This is a genomic window from Allorhizobium sonneratiae (genome assembly GCF_023700755.1).
GTDB classification, from domain to species: Bacteria; Pseudomonadota; Alphaproteobacteria; order Rhizobiales; family Rhizobiaceae; genus Allorhizobium; species Allorhizobium sonneratiae.
Map to the genome: position 1 here is coordinate 232,472 of NZ_JAMKOJ010000002.1, position 19,501 is coordinate 251,972.

Consider the following 19,501-nt stretch of genomic DNA (forward strand, 5'->3'; position numbering starts at 1 on the left):
CTGGCCGCATGAACAGTATAGAGACCCTCCTCACCGCACCCGCCATTGCCGCTGGCAGCCTGAAGATCACCTATGGCGCGATGCTGCTCTTCGCGCTTGTCCTTATCGCCGGCCTGGCAATGATTGCCAGGCTCAAGAGCGACGGCCCTGACGAGGACGCTGAAGACGAACGCGAAGCCGAGCGGCAGCGACTGGAAGATCAGCGCATGGCGACGTTGATGCAGGCGCAGGCGGAAATGCAGGGCCGCATGGCTGCCATGGCCGAGCATATCGGCAGCAAACAGGCCGAGCTCAACCGCGTGGTGCATGAACGGCTGGAGGGCATGACGCATCGGCTGGGGCTGACGCTAAGCGAACAGACGAAATCGACCCATGACAATCTGCGGCATCTGCAGGAGCGTCTGGCGGTGATCGATGCGGCGCAGAACAATATTCAGTCGCTGGCCAAGGATGTTGTCGGGCTTCAGGCCATTTTATCCAACAAGCAGACGCGCGGTGCCTTCGGACAGGCCCGGATGGAAACCATCATTGCCGATGGTCTGCCGATGGGGGCCTATGCCTTTCAGGACACTTTGTCGAACGGCTCGCGCCCCGACTGCACCATTCGCATGCCGAATGGTCAGCCCTCGCTGGTGATCGATGCGAAATTTCCGCTGGAAGCCTGGAACGCCATTCGCGACGCCACCCAGCCAGACGAGAAGAAAACCGCGCAGCAGCAGTTTCGCCGCGACATGGAGGTCCATCTCAAGGATATTTCCGAAAAATATCTGATTGCCGGAGAAACGCAGGATACCGCCTTTCTCTTCGTACCGTCGGAATCGATCTTTGCCGAAATCCATGAGAATTTCGAGAGCATTGTCCAGCGCGCCCATCGGCTTCGGGTGGTGATCGTCTCGCCGTCGCTGCTGATGCTGTCAATCCAGGTCATCCAGGCCGTGCTCAAGGATCAGCGGATGCGTGAGCAGGCCCATCGCATCCAGTCCGAGGTCATCCATCTGATGGAGGATCTGACCCGGCTCGATGACCGGACCCGCAAGCTGCAAAGCCATTTCCTCGCCGCCCAGAAGGACGTCGACATGATCCTGACCTCGGCGGAAAAGCTCGGCAAGCGCGGGGCGAAAATAGAGGCCATGGATTTCGAGCCGCAAGGCGAAAATGACGACAAAACGCTTTCCCGGGCCGACAAGGCTGCGGAAAGCCGGACTGGGCTGCTGAAGCTCAGGGTCGTTGACGAAGACTGAGCGGCATTGCAAAAGAGCGGTGAAAAACGTCTGGAGACATAAAGATGATCACCGTTTTCGGCTCCATCAACATGGACCTGATCGCCACCACCGCCCGCCTGCCGAAACCCGGCGAAACCGTTGCCGGCACCGGCTTTTCAACAGCAGCCGGCGGTAAAGGCGCCAATCAGGCGCTGGCCGCCCGCCGCGCTGGCGCCAAGGTCACCATGGCGGGCGCGGTCGGCAAGGATAATTTTGCCGAGCCGGCGCTCGCGCTTTTAAAAGCGGCTGGCACCGATCTCGATGCCGTCAAAACCGTCGAGGAACCGACCGGCACAGCGCTCATCCTTGTCGGTGGCGACGGCGAAAACATGATTGCCGTGGTGCCGGGGGCCAATGGAACACTCTCCAGTGCAGATGCCCGCACTGCCATCGCGGCCATGACCAGCGGCGACAGCCTGGTGCTGCAACTGGAAGTGCCTGGGCCCGCAGTGGAAACCGCCCTTCAGGAGGCCCGCACCGCTGGCATCCGTACGATTTTGAACATTGCGCCATTGACCAATGACGCAGCCCGTCTTGGCCGCATGGCCGATATCGTCATCGCCAATGAAACGGAATTCGAGAGGCTTGCTGGCGAAAACGGCCTCACCCATGACCAGCGGGTTGCCGCACTTCAGCGCCTTCATGGCGAAACCGGCCAGACCTTGATCGTCACCCTCGGCGGCGAGGGCGTCATGGCCATGCGCGATGGCACACTCACCAGCGCGAAAGGCCTGACCATCGAGCCGGTCGACACGGTGGGCGCGGGCGATACATTCTGCGGCTATTTCGCCGCCGCCCTCGATGCCGGGCTTGATTTCGACATGGCGTTGCGCCGTGCGGCGGTGGCCGGATCGCTCGCCTGCCTCAAATCCGGCGCTCAACCCTCCATCCCTGTGGCGGACGAGGTTTCAGCCAAGCTTTGACAGAACCTTAGAATAAAAGAAGCCGCTTGCGCGGCTTCTTCTTTTCGTTGCGCATCGGGTTGGCGAAAAACGATTCACGCTTTCCGCCCCAGACTTCAGGGCACCAGCAGCGTGCCCGCTCCATGCTCGGTGAAGATTTCCAGAAGCACCGAATGCGGCGTCTTGCCATTGAGAATGACAACGCCCTGCACCCCGGCATTGATCGCCTCAATGCAGGTTTCGACCTTCGGGATCATCCCGCCTGAAATCGTGCCGTCCTTGATCAGGGCACGCGCTTCGGCAACCGACAATTCCTTGATCAGTTCGCCCTTCTTGTTGAGCACGCCCGGCACATCGGTGAGGAAAAGCAGGCGATCGGCGCGCAGCGCTCCGGCAATTGCACCGGCAAATGTATCGGCATTGATGTTATAGGTGTGCCCATCGCGGCCCGGCGCAACCGGCGCAATGACCGGGATCATTTCCGATTTGGCCAGCAGGTCGAGAAGCGTGCGGTCGACTTCGACCACTTCACCGACGAAACCCAGATCCAGCACCCGCTCGATATTGGAATCGGGATCGATCACGGTTTTCTTTGCCTTTTCGGCAAAGACCATATTGCCGTCCTTGCCACACAGGCCGATGGCCCATTCGCCGGTCTGGTTGATCAGCGCGACGATTTCCTTGTTGATCGAGCCGGCCAGCACCATTTCGACGATCTCGACCGTCTTCTGGTCGGTCACGCGCAAGCCGCCCTCGAATTTCGATTCGATGCCCATCTTGGCCAGCATCGCACCGATCTGCGGACCGCCGCCATGAACGACAATCGGGTTCACCCCCGATTGCTTCAGCAGCGCGATATCCTCGGCAAAGATCCGGCCCAATTCCGGATTGCCCATGGCGTGACCGCCATATTTCACAACGATGGTCTTGTTTTCATATCGCTGCATAAAGGGCAGCGCCTGGGCAAGAAGACGGGCCTGGATTTCGCTTTCGGAGGCGCTCATGGAGGATTCCTTCATTTGGTTCGGCGCTTTTTAACCGAGAAATCTGCAAGAGGGAATAATCCAGTCGCAAGGACTAAGCGAATTGAGAGCATGTCAACGACATGCGCACCGCTCCTGCCCTACTTTGCCGGTCGCTGTCCGGAACCTTCGTGAGGTGAGCATGAATGACGGCCTTGATTATCTCATCGCACGCGTCGCCATGAAAGACCGCGACGCCTTCAGCGAACTTTACCGGCTGACCAGTCCGAAACTTTTCGGCATCTGTCTGCGTCTGATGAAAAGGCGGATGGATGCCGAAGACGCGCTGCAGGAGATCTTCATGAAAATATGGCACCGGGCCGGACAATTTTCCGGTGTGAATGCCAGTGCCATGGCTTGGCTTTGTGCCATTGCTCGCTATCATTGCATTGATCTCATTCGCCTGCACGCACCCGTGAGCACTCCTCTCGACGTCGCCATGGATCAGGCGGATACCTCTCATGATCCCGAGCAGATTGCCATCAACAGCTCTGAAGGGAGGCGGATTGACAGGTGCATGGAAGCATTGGAAGCTAAGCGGGCAAAAGCGGTGCGTCAGGCCTATGTGGAGGGGCTTTCCTATCAGGAACTGGCGTCGGCCTTCGATGTGCCGCTGAACACGATGAGGACCTGGCTGCGACGCAGCCTATTGACGCTGAGAGAGTGCCTGGATCGATGACGACACCGGATCAGAGCAAGGGAGACCGCTCAAAAGACGAGGTTCTGGCGGGGGAATATGTCCTCGGCGTGCTTTCGCTCGATGCCCGGCAGGTGGTGGAAGCGCGGATCAAGCGGGATCGCCAGTTTGCCGCCATCGTTCATCGCTGGGAAGAAAACCTGTCGCAGTTCAATGAGGACTACAAACCGGAATCCCCGAAACCGGAAAGCTTTGCCGAGATCGAAAACCGTCTTGCGGACAAAAACCGCACTGTTTTGATGCCGCAGATTATGGTTCTCTGGCAGTCTCTGGCTTTCTGGCGGCTGATGACGCTGATGTCGGTCATTGCAGTGTCAAGCCTGATCGGCCTCGAACTGGGAGCCTGGGAGGATCGTTACGGCTATCATCCGCTGGTTGCCGATCTTGCGGCCAAGGATGACAAACTGTCGCTGGTCGCCAGCTATGACCGGCTGAATGGACGATTGCGGGTCAGTCCGGTTGCCTCGAGCGGGCAAGGGGAAAAATCTCTGGAACTCTGGCTGATTGACGGCACCCACCCGGCGCAATCGCTCGGGGTTCTGCCGCAGACCGGCGATGGTGTCGTTCTGGTGCCCGACGAGATGCGCCGCAAACTGAAGAGCGGCATCACGCTTGCCGTCAGTCTGGAACCTTTCGGCGGCTCGCCCACCGGCGTCGCCACCGGTCCGGTGATTGCCGCCGGCACCGTGCATCTGCCGTAAACGGATGCCTCCTCTGCATATGTAATTTTTTCTGCAATGGCGTGAAACTTTTCTGTTCAAGCTCCCGTCTCAGTCTGTGTTGCCGATGACATGGCAACAATTGTGACAACACTTCACGGGAAGAGGATCATCCGATGATCAAGAACAGTGTTCGCCTTATGATGATTGCAGCCATGATGACAGCCGGCACGGCCGCCGCTTACGCCAAAGACCCCATGGTCGGCGGAGCGGCGATGTATCCCAGTAAAAACATTGTCGAAAATGCATCTCACTCCAAGGATCACACGACGCTGGTTGCTGCGGTCAAGGCTGCCGGTCTGGTCAAGACACTCGAAGGCAAGGGCCCGTTCACGGTTTTCGCTCCGACCAATGAAGCCTTCGCCAAACTGCCCGCCGGCACCGTCGACACTCTGCTGAAGCCGGAAAACAAGGCGCAACTGACAAAAATTCTCACCTGCCATGTGGTGGCCGGGGATATTTCCTCCAAGACGCTTGCCAGCATGATCAAGAAACATGGCGGCACCTATGACATCAAGACTGTCGGCGGCTGCGTCATCAAGGCCAAGGACAGCATGGGCAAGATCACACTGACGGATGAGAAAGGCGATGTCGCCCATGTGACGATTGCCAATGTCAAGCAGTCCAACGGCATGATTCACGTGATCGACACGGTGCTTTTGCCGAAATAATGCCTCACTCTCTGGCCCGGCGGCGTCCCCTTCGCCGGGTCAGAGTGTTGAAAAACCGACCGTCTCGGATATCGCCGCACGCAAATCATCCAGCCCGCTACCTTTTTCCGACGACGTATGCAGCACGGCTGGAAAAGCAGCCGGATGTTTTTTGATCTTGTCCATCGTCTCGGATACCAGCCTCGGTATCCCCGCATCCTTGATCTTGTCCGTTTTGGTCAGCACGATCTGATAGGAGACGGCAGCCTTGTCGAGCAGGGTCAGCACCTCATCATCATTTTTCTTGATGCCGTGGCGGCTATCGATCAGCACATAAACACGCTTCAATGTGGCGCGACCGCGCAGATAATCGAAAACGAGCTTTGTCCAGGCATCGACCTGCTCCTTCGGCGCCTGGGCATAGCCGTAACCGGGCATATCCACCAGTGCCACCGGCGGCAGATCATTGCCCTCGCCGCTATAACCATCCGGGACGAAATAATTCAGCTCCTGGGTACGGCCCGGCGTGTTGGATGTTCGCGCCAATCCCTTTTGCCCTAAAAGCGCATTGATGAGTGAGGATTTGCCGACATTGGAACGTCCGGCAAAAGCGATTTCCAGCGGCCCTTCCGGCGGCAGAAACGTCATGGAGGGCACGCCGCGGATAAAAATCCACGGATGCCCGAACAAAGGCTTTCCTTCTGTTCTGTCTGCCATGGTCATTCCTCTTTGTTTTCCGTCAGCCGTCGCCATCTGATAAACGAAAACCCCGGCTTGACGCCGGGGTCTGAAACTATTTCGACTGCGCCGGTTTTCGTCGGAACAAGCCTTTGAGATTGTTGAAAAGCTCGATCTTCACCCCGTGGCGCTTCATGATGATCGACTGCTGCGTCAGCGACAACAGGTTGTTCCAGGAGTAATAGATCACCAGACCTGCAGGGAAGCTGCCCAGCATGAACACGAAGATGACCGGCATCCAGTTGAAAATCATCGCCTGTGTCGGATCGGGCGGCGTCGGGTTCATCCGCATCTGCAGGAACATGGTGCAGCCCATGATGATCGGCCAAATGCCGATATGGAGAATATGCGGCGCAGCAAAGGGCAAGAGGCCAAACAGGTTGACGAAACTCGTCGGATCCGGCGCCGACAAATCCTGAATCCAGCCAAAGAACGGCGCATGGCGCATTTCGATGGTGACATAGAGGACCTTGTAGAGCGAGAAGAACACCGGAATCTGCAACAGCATCGGCCAGCATCCGGCCACCGGATTGATCTTCTCGGTCTTGTAAAGCTCCATCATCGCCTGCTGCATGGCCATGCGGTCATCGCCATGCTTGGCCTTCAGCTCTTCCATTTTCGGCTGGATGCGCTTCATATTCGCCATGGAGGCATATTGCTTGGCCGCCAGCGGGAAGAACAGGGCCTTGACCACAATGGTCGTCAGCAGGATGGCCACACCGAAATTGCCCACCAGATGGAAGAAGAAATCCATCAGCTTGAACATCGGCTTGGTGATGAAATAGAACCAGCCCCAATCGATCATGCGGTCGAAACCGGGGATATGATATTCCGCCTCATAGCGATCGACCAGCGGCACTTCCTTGGCGCCAGCAAAGATCAGGGTCTTCAGCGTCGTGGTCTGGCCCGGCGCCACGGTCACGTCATCGGTCTTGTAGTCGGCCTGATAGCGCGGCTGACCATCCGTGAAATGGGAAAAGCGCGAGACATAGGCAAGCGACTGCGGCGGCACCAGAGCCGAGGCCCAATATTTGTCGGTTATGCCGAGCCAGCCTCCGGTTGCCTTGTCGTTCGTTTCGTTTTCCTTGTCGATGGAGGTATATTTCGCCTCTGTCAGGCTGCTGCCGGCACCGATCACGCCGAGAAAACCTTCATGCAGCACATAGGTGGACGGGGTTTCCGGCTTGTTGTAACGGGCAATGCGACCATAGACGCCAAGGCTCTCCGGCGTGCTGCCAGTATTGGTCACGCTGTCTTCGATCGTGAACATGTAATGATCATCAACCGAGATCTTGCGGGTAAATGTCAGGCCATCCTTGTTGACATAGGTCAGCGTCACCGGCGTTTCAGCCGTCAGCTTCTCGCCCTCTTTGACCGTCCAGACGGTCGAGGGGCCGGGAACCGCACCGGTCTTGTCGCTACCGACATAGCCGAGTTCGGCAAAATAACCATCCTTGGTATCGGCCGGGCTCAGGAGCGTAATGATCGGGCTCGTTTTTTCAACCGTCTCGTGATAATCTTTAAGACGAAGATCATCTAGACGCGCACCGGTCAGGTTGATCGAACCGGCCAGATCCTTGGTGTCGATGACGAGGCGCGGCGACTTGGCGATGGCGTCTTCACGGCTTTCGGTGGCGGCAGCCTGGCTCGACCCGGGCAAGGTGCCGGATTTCGAAGGCGTGGTCGTCGACGGCTTCACCTGAAGCGTCTTCTGCGCCTGTTCGGCCTGACGCTCCGCCTCAAGGCGCGGAGCCATGATAAAATGTTGCCAACCCAGGACGACCAGCAGTGAGAGTGCAATCGCTATGAAATAATTGCGGTTGTTTTCCATCATTCTTACCTGGAAAGCCTTTTCTGGATGGCTTGCGCCGGCAAACACGTGCCGACAGACAGCCGGCGGTGCGCCTGCACCCTTTCACTGATCAGGACTGTCTTCCGAAAACCGCGTGCCGCTTTACGGATAGCCTGTTTACCTGCGCCGTTTCTCCGGCTTTTCCTGACAGCATCGTGTGTTCATCAAACAAACATAAGATGCTGTATCACTTTGTATCTTCTGCATAATTTCTTAAATCGATCCCGATCCAAGCAATTATGCAGTAATGCGCCGGACAAGGGCCTTTTGCAAATCGGCAAAAGACGCTTTCAACACATCGCTCCGCCCGACGATCACATAGTCATGGCCGGGTTGCATTGCAATTGCCGCTTCCGTTCTGACAGCCTCCTTAAGCCGCCGCCGTATACGGTTGCGCTCCACGGCGTTGCCCTGCTTTTTCGTCACGGTAAAGCCAACCCTTGCAGGCTCGGCCTTTGCCTTGCGATCCAGCACCTCCAGGAGGAAATATCTGCCTTTTCGCTTTTCACCGTCACGAACGGCAAGAAACTGCGGCCGACATTTCAGTCGCCCGACAGTTTTTTCTGAGGTCTTCGACGCCATGGGTCCGGCACTTGTCTCAGGCCGGTCACTCATGATTTAGGCCGAAAGACGCTTGCGACCGCGGCTGCGGCGGGCAGACAGAACCAGGCGACCACCCTTGGTGGCCATGCGTGCGCGAAAGCCGTGGCGACGCTTGCGCACGAGTTTCGAAGGCTGATAGGTACGCTTCATTTATTTAACACCGCGGTGTGCGGCCCTTCTTGATTTTGCACGATGTGCAAGAGCGTTGGATGAAAGCTTTCATCAATGTCGTCATGAAAAACCGAAACATTGCAAGCCGCGCGGCTTATACGGAGGATAAAAGACGGAGTCAATCAGCCATGGCCAACACAGGCCCGTCAAAATCCGTTGAAACGCGGGCAAAAGATACCTCTGGAAACGCCAGATGCAGGAATGGCGGGGACCTGGCACCTTGCGGCTCTGTCCAGATATGGACCTGGATAAGCAAAGACAAGCAGGCGATGCAAAGGGATCAACAGCGCGTGATGATCGAATGCGGCATCGTATTTTCTATGTTTCCTCAGCCCTTTTTGGCCAATACTATTCACTTTACTGACAGGCCGCACGCATCCATTCGTGGTAACGTGGCTGCCCGGGATGGGAAAATAGCTTCACAGAACAAGGCAAGCATGGCTAGATAGAGCATTGATCTGCGCATCGTCTATCCATCAGAGTGCGAATATGCAGAAGAGCAAGGCAAGACAGGACGTGGCAGGCAGCGATAACTCCCAACTGGCCGGCAACCGACCGAAGCAGGATCGCCCGAGCCGGCTGCGTGGCCTGACCGGCAAACTGCTGGTCATGTCTGTGGTCTTCGTTCTAACGGCGGAAGTGCTGATTTTCGGCCCCTCTATCGGCACGATGCGGCTCAACTGGCTGCAGGACCATATCAACAAGGCCGCAGCCGCCGCCGTGGTCATCGACGACCTGCAACCGCGCGAATTGCCCAAACAGGTGCAGAGCGACGCCCTTCTGGCAACCGACACCAAGGCCATAGCCCTGACAAAGGACGGCACCACCCGACTTCTGGCCATGGGCACCATGCCGCAGGCGGTGGACGGTCAATACGATCTGACCAATGTCAACAGCATTACCGCCATGAAAGACGCCTTCGAGACCCTGCTCTTCGGCGGAAACCGGCTGATCAGCGTTTCAAGCCCTGTCGGCGACACCCAGATGCAGGTGGAAGTGGTCATGTCCGATGCACCGCTGCACCGGGTGCTGCTGGCCTATGCCGACCGTATCGCCCTGGTGTCGCTGGTGATTTCGGCGGTGGCCGGTCTTCTCCTGTTTGTCATTCTTAACCGCATCCTGATCAAGCCAATCCGCAGGCTGGCTGACAATATTCAGGAATTTGCCGATAATCCCGAGGATCCGGCAAGGGTGATCGCAACCGATCCTGGTCGTGACGAACTGGCTTTTGTCCGCCGGCATCTGGCCTCCATGCAGGCGCAATTGCAGAAAACCCTGCGCCAGCAGAAAAACCTTGCTGATCTTGGCCTTGCGGTTTCCAAGATCAATCATGATATGCGCAACATCCTGGCTTCGGCGCAACTGATGTCTGACCGTCTGGTCGATGTGGACGATCCGCTGGTGAAAAGCTTTGCGCCAAAACTGGTGCGCACCATCGACCGTGCGGTCAGTTATACCAGCGAGGTGCTGTCCTATGGTCAGGCCTCGGAGGCCGAACCCAGACGGCGGCGCTTCCCGCTCGCCTCACTGGTGCAGGATATGAAGGATATGCTGGTGCTGGAAGACGGCATCAGCTTCATCGATCAGGTGCCGCAGGATATCGAAATCGATGCCGACAGCGATCAGCTCTTTCGGGTCATTCACAATCTCTGCCGCAATGCCGCCCAGGCGCTCTCCGGCTATATCACCGAAGAAGAAGGCGGCATGGGACTGATCACGCTTTCGGCGCATCGGCTTGGCAATGCCGTTGCCATCATCGTCGATGACAACGGCCCCGGCATGGCCCGCAAGGCACGCGAAAACCTGTTTACCGCCTTTCGCGGCTCCGCCCGCTCCGGCGGCACCGGCCTTGGCCTTGCCATTGCCCGGGAAATCGTACTTGCCCATGGCGGCACCATCGCCCTTGTCGAAAAACCAGGCTCCGGCACCCAGTTCCGCATCGAGATTCCGGACAGGCCCGTAACGCTGGAAATCGTCCGCAGCCAGACAAGCCCGGAAGGCGGCCAAAACAGGTCCGTAAAAAAACCTTCATAATCATGGCATTAGAATAAAGTCAAAAAACCGGCATGTTTTTTCAGAGAAAACCGCTTGCATTCCCGCCGATCTCGCTTTAGAGGATCGCCCACGCCAACGATAAACATCACGGCGCTAGACGCACCCGTAGCTCAGCTGGATAGAGCACCAGACTACGAATCTGGGGGTCAGGAGTTCGAATCTCTTCGGGTGCGCCATTCTCTCCTTTAAAATAAAAGATCTGGCGGGTTTCAAGTCGCGCTTTGTGAAAAGACGCCAAGAGGCAGTTGCCTTTAGAGCATTTCCAAGAAAAGTGTGAAACGGTTTTCCGTCCGCAACTGCGTAAAAACAAGAAGCTGGAGCCCGTCACAGCGAAGAGGGTTCACTGCGACAGGCTTATCTCTTGTTTTGTCGCATGTACTGATCGTTTTATTGGGACAATAAAACGCGACAGGCTGTAGTTTTGACGATCACAACGCGGTCAGCGCGTCTGCATAGCGACGAAGCGACTGCGCAAGCTCCCACACCTCTTGCTGAGACCAGTCGGTGAGTGCTGCACGGGTCAGTCTTTCTCGTGCATCGTCGATCTGCCGAGCCATTGCCTGACCCGCAAGCGTCGCTCTGAGTTCACGCTGGCGCGCATCCGTCGCGCCAGGCCTCCTCTCAATCAATCCGAGGGCCACCAGCTTTGCGACCTGACGGCTCACGGTGCTGTGATCACGCCCGACTCGGGCGGCAAGCTCTACAACACCAATTGGCCCGATCCTTTCCGTCAGGACAAGCAGTGGAAACAGCGCACGATCCAACCGGATACCCGCCTCCTCTATCAGCCGCTCATCACGATCGGGACGGTTGATGACGGCAACGATGTCGAGAACAGCATCGTGAAGTGCAGCCAGCAATTCTTTATTCGGTGTATTTTGCACGGATATTGACCTCGAGATGAAACCGGCATAAATGTGCATTATACACATATATGAATCCTCGGAAAGGCTACCGTCATGAAAGCTGCGATCGTTGCAAAGGCTGGCCATGGACCTGTCTACAGTGAGTTTGCCGAACCTGTTGCCGGCCCGGGCGAAACCATCATCACCGTGATGGCCGCCGCACTGAGTCCTCTGGTGCGCAGCCGCGCTGCCGGAAAGCATTACAGCATGGCGGCAAATTTTCCCTTTGTTGTCGGGGTAGACGGGGTTGGACGGCTGGAGGATGGCAGGCGTGTTTATTTTCTATTGCCGCGCGCGCCCTTCGGTGCCATGGCCGAGCGCACGGTCGTGCCGGACGGGCAATGGGTGACACTACCGGACGACCTCGATGACACCATGGCTGCCGTTATTGCCAATCCGGGCATGTCATCCTGGGCCGCCCTTAAGGAGCGAGCTGACCTGCGGGCTGGCGAAACCGTGCTTATCAATGGCGCAACTGGCTCTGCCGGTATGCTGGCGATCAGGATTGCGCGACATCTCGGTGCGGCAAAGGTGATCGTCACCGGGCGCAACGAAACCGTTTTGCGCCAACTGGAAGCCGATGACATCGTGCCGCTTCACGGCAGCGAAGACGAGATTGAAGCAGCCTTGCGCCCGCATTTCGCCAATGGTGTAGATGTGGTTCTCGATTATCTCTGGGGTCCAAGCGCACGCGCGATCCTCATCGCGGGTGCCAAGGCCGCTCCGGAAGGCGTTCCGATCCGCTTCGTCCAGATCGGTTCGATCAGCGGCTCCGAAATATCCTTGCCCGCAGCTGTATTGCGCTCCTCCTCCATCGCAATGAAGGGCAGCGGCCTCGGCAGCGTCAGCCTACCGCGTCTTGTTGCCACGATCGACAGTCTCTTCAAGGCGGCGACATCAGCAGGGCTATCACTGGATCATCGTGCGGTTCCCCTCTCAAACGTGGCTGCGAGCTGGCAGGATGACGGCCAGCGGATCGTTTATCTGCCGGACTGACAGAGGCCGGAAAAGTAAACGAACCGTAAAGGGCGGGAGGGCATCCGGCAACGGTCTTTAGAGCATGTCACTGTTTCACGGAAACACTGACATGCTCTAACTCTTTGTTATCCCGAACTTCCGGACGAACAACCGTTTCACACTTTTCCTGGAAAGTCTCTAGGCCGACTTGACTGACGACCTCATGATCGAAATCATTGTGTCCTATAGAATGGGCCAGGCTCCGATTGAAGCGGACACATTCTCTGATAAGATTTTTCACCCTTCACTGTGCAAGCTCCGTCTCTCCATGGCACCCTTCACCTCCTATATCATCTGCACATCGCCCCGCAGCGGCAGCACGCTTTTGTGTAAGATGCTGTCCGATACCGGTGTAGCGGGACATCCGAATTCTTATTTTCACCGCCCCTCGCTGGAAGCCTGGATGTCTGATCTGGGTGTCGACAGCTCGTCCCACTCTTCAGACCGTGATAGACTGGAGACGATATTCAGGGCAGCGATCCGCGCAGGCAGCCGGGAAACGGGCATGTTCGGGCTGAGATTGCAGCGGCACAGTTTCGATTTCTTCATGGAACAACTGGCTCTGCTTTATCCCCAGCCTCAGAGCGATCTTGCCCGATTGCAGGCCGCATTCGGCCCCGTCCTGTTCATTCACCTGACACGACTCGACAAGGTTGAACAGGCTGTTTCCTATGTCAAAGCCGAGCAAAGCGGCCTTTGGCACAAGGCGGCCGATGGCAGTGAACTGGAACGGCTCGCCCCGCCCGCCGATCCGGTTTACAACGGACAGGAGGTCGCTGCCTGTCATACGCGCTTCACTAACTTCGATCGGCAATGGCGCTTATGGTTCGACGCGCAGGCCATCACGCCCTTGCACCTGACCTATGAAGCACTTGCCGCCGATCCGGTTGGCACGCTCCGTTTTATTCTGGAGCGATTGGGGCTTGATCCGGCCCATGCAGAAAAGGTCACACCCGGCGTCGCCAAACTGGCCGATGCCGCAAGCGCTGTCTGGGTGGAGCGGTTTCGCCGGGAGGTTCTGGCAGACTGAGATTGCTGTCGTGCCTGCGCACGCCGCAGGCTTTGACTGAGTTTAACGCAATTCGCCAGCGGCATCGCCCCAGACATCGCTGAGAGCAAAGCCGCGACCGAGCGGATCGAAAGCATCAAGCGCCACCTGATGCAGGCCGAAGGTGAAACCGCGTCCGGTTATGGTCGGGATGACGGCGGGGCGCCCTGCAACCCGGGTTTCTCCGGCAAGGCCAACCTGAAACTCCGAGCCGATGATCGAGCGGGAGAGGAAACTGTCGCCCGGTTTTGCCATGCCGCGCGCATGCAGTGTGGCCAGATTGGCGGAATTGCCTGTGCCGCACGGCGAACGGTCGACGCGACCCGGCCACATCGTCGTGCAGGTGCGCACGGCGCCGTCTGCATCACGGCTGCGGAACATGACATAGGCCACGCCAGAAATCGCCGGAATGTCCGGATGCACCACCTGCATTCTGACATTGATTGCTGATTTCAGCACCATGCCCGCCTCGACCAGACGGCGGGCATTGCCGGGCTCGATGGTCAGTCCCAGTTGATCGGCATCGACCAGCGCATAGAAAATGCCACCATAGGCAATATCCATGCGCACATCGCCCCATTCCGCCGTCGCCAGAGTGACATCCAGTTCATGAACGAAAGAGGGCACCATGGTCAGCGTCACGCTCTCGCAATGGCCCTCCCGGCACAGCGCACGGGCCTTGACCAGACCTGCCGCCGTTTCCAGCGTCACCACGGTTTCCGGTTCCTGCATCTCGATCATGCCGCTTTCCAGAAGCGCCGTCGTCACGCAGATGGAATTGGAGCCGGAGCTGGCATGGGCCTGATCCGGCTGGAGAATGATGAAGGCCGCGTCCGCCTCCGGGTGTTTCGGCGGCAGCAGCAGGTTGACAGAGCCAATCGGCGCCCCGCGCGGCTCCAGCACGAGAAAGTGCCGCAATTCCCGGCCTTTCGCATCGCTGTTCAGCCAGTTCAGCTGTTCGGCCACCGTTTCACCGGGTATGCGCGGCACACCGCCAACCGCCACCTTGCCGATTTCTCCCTCGCAATGCACGTCGAGGAGCTGCATCATTCGTTTCCAGCGCATGGTCTTCCCTTAAAACCGTCCTGATCAGGCGACAATCTGACATGATTATATCTCTGCCGCCAGTTGATATATCAATGATCGCGCCGGTGGATCGATACAATAACAGGCGTCGGACCCGGGACTGTTCCGGTTATGCGTTATCACTGTGCGGCAACGCCAACCGTCTCGACGGTCGAGGTGGCATTTGCTCCCAGTTGCCGCCATTGATCGCCATAGTTTCGGCGGGTCCGCGGATCGAAAATCAGGATCGGCGCGCTGACGGCGGCGCCGGCCGCCTGCCCGATGGTTTTCCCCGCACCGATGGCGACAGCACCCAGCGCGTCGCCGACGCCGACATCGGAATCGGTCACGGTCTGTCCGGCGATCAGCCGGTTGCCGATCAGGCGGACCACTTCCGGGCTTTCGGCGAATTTGGTGTGATTGATCCGGTCGCCGGTTTGCAGTTTTGTCAGATCGAGCACCGTTATACCGGCGGCCTCGAGACGGCTTCGATAGGGCTCTTGCGCCGGATTGATCTGACCAAGGCGTGTCACATTGCCGGCAATCAGCTTGGAGAGACCGAGCGCCCGGTCATCGCGCGAGACGAACAGGGTGAAATGCGGCTTGTGCGGCCCGAGCGCGGCAAACTGCTTGCCGAACACATCGACATCGATATCAGGCGAGGCCAGAATGACATTGGTGATCTTGGGGTTGACCCGACCGTGACGGATCGCCATCTGCCGCAGCGCCTCCACCGCCAGCCATGACCCCATGGAATGGGCCATGACCGTCACATCACCGACGCCTGGATCATGGACGATCCGCGTCAGCATGTCCTCCAACGCATCGCGGGAGTAATTGGTGCTATCCTTGTCGTAGTTATAGTCGAAAATACTGCCGCGCGATGGCCAGGTAAAGATGACCGGCACCACATCGGCCTTGCTGTCATGCACGATCTGGGCAAAGCGGTAGACCGATTCCTCATAAGTGGTATTGAAACCGTGGACGAACACCAGAACCCGGCGTTTGCCGGGATAGGTCCGGTGCAGCCATTCATGTCCCTGGCTTTCGCTCAGGATCGGCTGGACCGCCACCGTGGTGAAGGATTTGAGCGGATCGGGCGGCAGCTGGCGCGGCCATTCAACCTCGCCGATCTTCCTGTCCTTGTCAGGCGGGATGGAGACCGTGACGGCATCGACCATCAGGCCGGAACCTCGTTCTCCTGTGAACAGAATCGCCTTGTCAGAAGAAGGCGCCCGGGTGGTTGCCGCCAGAAGTTGCACCTCGCTCACCTTTGGGTTCGCCGGCTGGCCCACCGGTTTCATCACCCCAACGACGCGGCTCGCGCAACCGGCAAGCAGGATCATAACGGCCAAGGCCAGCAATGGACGCAGGACAGACTGCGGTAATAAGGCTGATGCGGCCATGACAAACCCGGTCCCTGGGAGCATAGCTCCATGAGTGATGAACCGGGTTTACCGTCATTTTTCTCTTAGCACTAGTCAAAACCAGTCATGCCTGGCGTATCGTCCGTTTTTCCGGCCTGCCTTCAAGGCGCATCGTGCCGGCTTCACGGAAAGACTGGTGCCATGACAGCGCCTCCTCGATCAGATGCGGGGTCTGGCCGCCGCGACCCAGCGCCCGGTCGTAATAATCCTGCATCTGGTCGCGATAATCGGGATGCACGCAGTGTTTGATGACGGCAGAGGCCCTTTCGCGCGGGGCAAGGCCGCGCAGATCCGCCAGTCCCTGTTCCGTAATGAGGATATCGACGTCATGCTCGGTGTGATCGACATGACTGACCATCGGCACGACGGAGGAAATCGCTCCGTTTTTGGCAATCGACTTGGTGACGAAGATCGACAGGAAGGCGTTACGGGCAAAATCGCCCGAGCCGCCAATGCCGTTCATCATATGGGTGCCGCCCACATGCGTAGAATTGACATTGCCATAGAGGTCGAATTCCAACGCTGTATTGATGGCGATGATGCCGAGACGGCGAATGACTTCCGGGTGATTGCTGATTTCCTGCGGACGCAACAGAAGATGAGGCTTGTATTCGCCAAGCTTCGGCAGGACCTTGGCATACATCGGCGCCGACAGCGTGATCGATGAAGCAGAGGCAAAGCTCATCTTGCCAGCATCGATCAACTCGAAGGTCGAATCCTGCAAGACCTCGGAATACATTTTCAGGTCATGGAAGGGTTTGTCGATAAAGCCGTGCAGAACCGCATTGGCAATCGTGCCGATGCCGGCCTGAAGCGGCTGCAGATCATAGCCCATGCGGCCATGGCGCACCTCATGCAAGAGAAGATCGGTCAGATGTCCGGCAATGGCTCTGGTGTCCTCATCCGGCGGCAGGATGGTGGAGGAGCTGTCCTGCTTTTCCGAAACGACAATGCCGACAATCTTTTCCGGCTCGATCGGAATATAAGGCAGGCCCACCCGGCTTTCCGGCGAGACGACGGGGATCGGCATACGCGAGGGACGACGAGAGGGAATATAGACGTCATGCAGCCCTTCCAGCGTCACCGGCTGGGCGAGATTGAGTTCGACAATCACCTTTTTCGCCAGAATGGCAAAACTGGCGGAATTGCCGATCGAGGTGGTCGGCACGATGCCGCCGGTTTCGGTGATTGCCACCGCCTCGACCACGGCAATATCGACCGGGCCGATCTGGCCAGTGCGCAACTGCTCGACCGTTTCCGACAAATGCTGGTCGATGAACATCACCTCACCGGCATTGATCGCCTTTCGCAAGGCCGGATCGGACTGGAATGGCATGCGACGGGCAAGGGCATGCGCCTCCGTCAATGTCTTGTCCAGATCATTGCCGAGCGAGGCTCCGGTCATCAGGGTAATCTTCAGGGGGTGGTTACGCGCCCGCTCGGCCAGCGCCATCGGCACCGCCTTTGCCTCGCCTGCTCTGGTAAAGCCGCTCATGCCGACCGTCATGCCATCCTCGATCATGGCCGCGGCCTCATCCGCGCTCATGAGCCTGTCCTGCAATGACTGACACCGGATCCGATCCCGCAACATGCTGCTCACTCTCCTCAAGGCTTCCCCTGCATCAAAGAGGAAGGCGTTCAATCTGCTGTTGTCGGGATCAAACGGGATCAGCGGAAGCTTTGCATTGATATTGGTCAAATAGGGCGCGGGGGCGTAGCTTATCAGCCTCCATCGAGCGACTTTAAATTTTTCTCTTGTCGCTTGTTCAACATGGAAACAGGTTTAAAACGGATACCATGAACCCGCACAGTCAAAGGGACGGATCACCGCTGGCCGCTTGCGGCAGGGCGGCTTCAGGCATATTGGCACTGGCCGTATTTTTGATGATCGTCGGTCCCGCTTGCACCAGGGGTTCAGCCAGTGCCTCATAGACGCTCTGCGCCTCGGGCAGGGTCGCCTGGGTCTTTTCACGATCGGCCTTCAACAGCATGAAAAGCACAAGGGCCGGAGGATGAACGACATTGAGAATGAGCCGGTCCATCAGATCCCCATCGCGTTCGGCATCGCTGGCAATGCGATAGGTCTGCTTGTCGGTTTCGCTGAGATCGGTCAAAGCAGCCTCATCCGTTCTGAATCGGCTGATATCCAGCTTGACAGAAAGATTATGGACTATCGTGACAGTATTCAGGTCCACAGACATCGGATTATTCCAATTGCTCTCTGCAAAAGTGCCAAAAAATCGTTTTGCTTGCGCTAAATCAATCTTTTAAATTTTAGCAAAGCTTCTCTGACATCACAGCGAGGGGCTTTTGTATCAGGCAGGCCGACATGTGAGGCTGGTATTTGCGCGGACAAAAGTTTTTCAAGACAACCCCTCTCCATACTGCGGCATGGATCCTGCCCAAAGAACACGCGACAAAGCTGGAAACCTTCATCTAATCGTTTTATATCGATTGAAATAAACTTTTTGAGGGTATGGGGCGATTGCAAATGAGCGAAGACATCATAATGCAACAGGATGGCTTCCTGCGTCGGGCCGACGCCTTCACCCGATTGACACCGGAACAGGACAGGCTGTTTTCCGTACGCTGCGAAGTTTTTCATGTGCCGGCAGGTGTTTTGCTGAACGAGGGAAAAAATAATGAAAAATCCGCTTTTTTCAGTCTGACGGGCTATCTGCGCGCCATGGCCAGCCTGGTCCCGGGCAAAGAGGTCTATATCGACACCTTTCCTTCTGGCCTTCTTCTCGGTGCGCTTGCTTCGATTGATACGGAACGCCATGTACTCAGGGTTATGACAGAAACGGACGCACAGGTGGTGCGTGTGCCGCAGGATGTCCTGCTGGATATCCTTGCCGCCAATCATGATGTCTGCCTGCAGATTCTCCAGATGATGGCCGTGCGCCTGCATCTGACGGCAACCCATCTTTGCGAATTGTCCAATCTCGATGTCCGCCACAGGCTGTATAATGCCTTGTTGCGCCTGTCACGCATGGATCCGGCCAATCCTCGCGTGCGTCTGATCTGTCCGCCGCTGACCCATACCGATCTGGCCGATCATGTCGGCGCGCGTCGGGAAACCGTCTCCCGCGAAATGTCCCGCCTGATCCAGAGCAATATCATCGAAAAGACCAGCAGGGCGATCACCATCCGCCAGCCTTATGAATTGACCCGCCTGATGGCCCAGGTGTTCAAAACCTGACATAGATCGCGTTCGATGCTCCTGCCTTCCAGGATAACGTTTCCAGACTCTACATCATTGTGAAACAGCAAACGCGCATACAATTGCCAGTTCAGTAAAAATCTAATCATTTCCTTCAGTCAAATGCAGCCTGCGAATGGTAGGACTGCTCATGTCGGGAGCCAGG

General features: G+C 57.4%; 21 protein-coding genes and 1 tRNA gene. 11 read left to right on the forward strand and 11 right to left on the reverse strand.

Annotated features, from left to right (window positions below; all coding sequences use genetic code 11):
• Positions 1-8: 8 nt before the first annotated feature.
• Positions 9-1,241 carry a DNA recombination protein RmuC gene (locus NAC44_RS04050; RefSeq protein ID WP_250938034.1) on the forward strand — a complete coding sequence of 411 codons (1,233 nt, stop codon included), beginning with the start codon at positions 9-11 and terminating at the stop codon, positions 1,239-1,241.
• Between the two features lie 44 nt (positions 1,242-1,285).
• The gene (locus NAC44_RS04055) at positions 1,286-2,185 is read left to right on the forward strand and encodes a ribokinase (protein WP_250938036.1); all 900 of its coding nucleotides are present in this window, start codon (positions 1,286-1,288) and stop codon (positions 2,183-2,185) included.
• A 95-nt stretch (positions 2,186-2,280) separates the two neighbouring features.
• Here the strand turns inward: NAC44_RS04055 and argB are convergent, their stop codons facing one another.
• On the reverse strand, positions 2,281-3,168 hold the full coding sequence (gene argB / locus NAC44_RS04060) for an acetylglutamate kinase (RefSeq protein WP_250938038.1): 888 nt from the start codon (positions 3,166-3,168) through the stop codon (positions 2,281-2,283).
• A 160-nt stretch (positions 3,169-3,328) separates the two neighbouring features.
• Between argB and NAC44_RS04065 the strand changes: the two genes are divergently transcribed.
• The 3 genes from NAC44_RS04065 to NAC44_RS04075 all read left to right on the forward strand — a co-directional run bounded on the left by NAC44_RS04065 (position 3,329) and on the right by NAC44_RS04075 (position 5,273).
• Positions 3,329-3,865 (forward strand): sigma-70 family RNA polymerase sigma factor, encoded by a 537-nt coding sequence (locus tag NAC44_RS04065; protein ID WP_250938039.1) that lies wholly within the window; start codon positions 3,329-3,331, stop codon positions 3,863-3,865.
• Entirely contained in the window at positions 3,862-4,584 is a 723-nt protein-coding gene (locus NAC44_RS04070; RefSeq protein WP_250938041.1) for an anti-sigma factor, read from the forward strand. The genes NAC44_RS04065 and NAC44_RS04070 overlap by 4 nt, the downstream gene beginning before the upstream one ends.
• A 134-nt stretch (positions 4,585-4,718) precedes the next feature.
• A complete protein-coding gene (locus tag NAC44_RS04075; RefSeq protein WP_250938043.1) occupies positions 4,719-5,273 on the forward strand; it encodes a fasciclin domain-containing protein in 555 nt (184 codons plus the stop codon).
• Positions 5,274-5,312: 39 nt separating this feature from the next.
• Here NAC44_RS04075 and yihA read toward each other — a convergent pair whose 3' ends face one another.
• The 4 genes from yihA to rpmH form a co-directional block, all read right to left on the reverse strand.
• Positions 5,313-5,975, reverse strand: coding sequence for a ribosome biogenesis GTP-binding protein YihA/YsxC (gene yihA / locus NAC44_RS04080; protein ID WP_420839866.1), 663 nt, complete (start codon positions 5,973-5,975; stop codon positions 5,313-5,315).
• A gap of 70 nt (positions 5,976-6,045) precedes the next feature.
• Complete coding sequence (gene yidC, locus NAC44_RS04085; protein ID WP_250938744.1) at positions 6,046-7,821, reverse strand: membrane protein insertase YidC; 1,776 nt, start codon at positions 7,819-7,821, stop codon at positions 6,046-6,048.
• Positions 7,822-8,079: 258 nt separating this feature from the next.
• Positions 8,080-8,457: a ribonuclease P protein component gene (gene rnpA / locus NAC44_RS04090; RefSeq protein ID WP_420839867.1), complete on the reverse strand. Its 378-nt coding sequence runs from the start codon at positions 8,455-8,457 to the stop codon at positions 8,080-8,082.
• Between the two features lie 3 nt (positions 8,458-8,460).
• A complete protein-coding gene (gene rpmH, locus NAC44_RS04095; RefSeq protein ID WP_250938055.1) occupies positions 8,461-8,595 on the reverse strand; it encodes a 50S ribosomal protein L34 in 135 nt (44 codons plus the stop codon).
• A 59-nt stretch (positions 8,596-8,654) separates the two neighbouring features.
• Between rpmH and NAC44_RS04100 the strand changes: the two genes are divergently transcribed.
• The 3 genes from NAC44_RS04100 to NAC44_RS04110 all read left to right on the forward strand — a co-directional run bounded on the left by NAC44_RS04100 (position 8,655) and on the right by NAC44_RS04110 (position 10,847).
• Complete coding sequence (locus tag NAC44_RS04100; protein ID WP_250938057.1) at positions 8,655-9,065, forward strand: hypothetical protein; 411 nt, start codon at positions 8,655-8,657, stop codon at positions 9,063-9,065.
• A 160-nt stretch (positions 9,066-9,225) separates the two neighbouring features.
• Positions 9,226-10,650 (forward strand): sensor histidine kinase, encoded by a 1,425-nt coding sequence (locus NAC44_RS04105; RefSeq protein ID WP_250938748.1) that lies wholly within the window; start codon positions 9,226-9,228, stop codon positions 10,648-10,650.
• Between the two features lie 120 nt (positions 10,651-10,770).
• Positions 10,771-10,847: transfer RNA gene (locus NAC44_RS04110), tRNA-Arg, on the forward strand.
• Between the two features lie 252 nt (positions 10,848-11,099).
• Here the strand turns inward: NAC44_RS04110 and NAC44_RS04115 are convergent.
• Positions 11,100-11,594 (reverse strand): MarR family winged helix-turn-helix transcriptional regulator, encoded by a 495-nt coding sequence (locus NAC44_RS04115; protein ID WP_250938058.1) that lies wholly within the window; start codon positions 11,592-11,594, stop codon positions 11,100-11,102.
• A gap of 36 nt (positions 11,595-11,630) precedes the next feature.
• Here NAC44_RS04115 and NAC44_RS04120 point away from each other — a divergent pair, with 36 nt between their 5' ends.
• Both NAC44_RS04120 and NAC44_RS04125 read left to right on the forward strand, forming a co-directional pair.
• Positions 11,631-12,572 carry a quinone oxidoreductase family protein gene (locus NAC44_RS04120; RefSeq protein WP_250938060.1) on the forward strand — a complete coding sequence of 314 codons (942 nt, stop codon included), beginning with the start codon at positions 11,631-11,633 and terminating at the stop codon, positions 12,570-12,572.
• Positions 12,573-12,861: 289 nt separating this feature from the next.
• A complete protein-coding gene (locus NAC44_RS04125; RefSeq protein WP_250938750.1) occupies positions 12,862-13,623 on the forward strand; it encodes a Stf0 family sulfotransferase in 762 nt (253 codons plus the stop codon).
• A gap of 42 nt (positions 13,624-13,665) precedes the next feature.
• Here NAC44_RS04125 and NAC44_RS04130 read toward each other — a convergent pair whose 3' ends face one another.
• From NAC44_RS04130 to NAC44_RS04150, 5 genes are all read right to left on the reverse strand, one after another.
• Complete coding sequence (locus NAC44_RS04130; RefSeq protein ID WP_250938063.1) at positions 13,666-14,706, reverse strand: proline racemase family protein; 1,041 nt, start codon at positions 14,704-14,706, stop codon at positions 13,666-13,668.
• 140 nt (positions 14,707-14,846) lie between these two features.
• Complete coding sequence (locus NAC44_RS04135; protein ID WP_420839868.1) at positions 14,847-16,112, reverse strand: alpha/beta hydrolase; 1,266 nt, start codon at positions 16,110-16,112, stop codon at positions 14,847-14,849.
• 85 nt (positions 16,113-16,197) lie between these two features.
• A complete protein-coding gene (locus NAC44_RS04140) occupies positions 16,198-17,724 on the reverse strand; it encodes an acetyl-CoA hydrolase/transferase family protein (protein WP_250938064.1) in 1,527 nt (508 codons plus the stop codon).
• Between the two features lie 220 nt (positions 17,725-17,944).
• A complete protein-coding gene (locus NAC44_RS04145) occupies positions 17,945-18,334 on the reverse strand; it encodes a hypothetical protein (RefSeq protein WP_250938065.1) in 390 nt (129 codons plus the stop codon).
• A gap of 53 nt (positions 18,335-18,387) precedes the next feature.
• Positions 18,388-18,915, reverse strand: coding sequence for a hypothetical protein (locus NAC44_RS04150; protein WP_250938066.1), 528 nt, complete (start codon positions 18,913-18,915; stop codon positions 18,388-18,390).
• Positions 18,916-18,927: 12 nt separating this feature from the next.
• Here NAC44_RS04150 and NAC44_RS04155 point away from each other — a divergent pair, with 12 nt between their 5' ends.
• Entirely contained in the window at positions 18,928-19,335 is a 408-nt protein-coding gene (locus NAC44_RS04155; RefSeq protein ID WP_250938067.1) for a Crp/Fnr family transcriptional regulator, read from the forward strand.
• Positions 19,336-19,501: the final 166 nt, after the last annotated feature.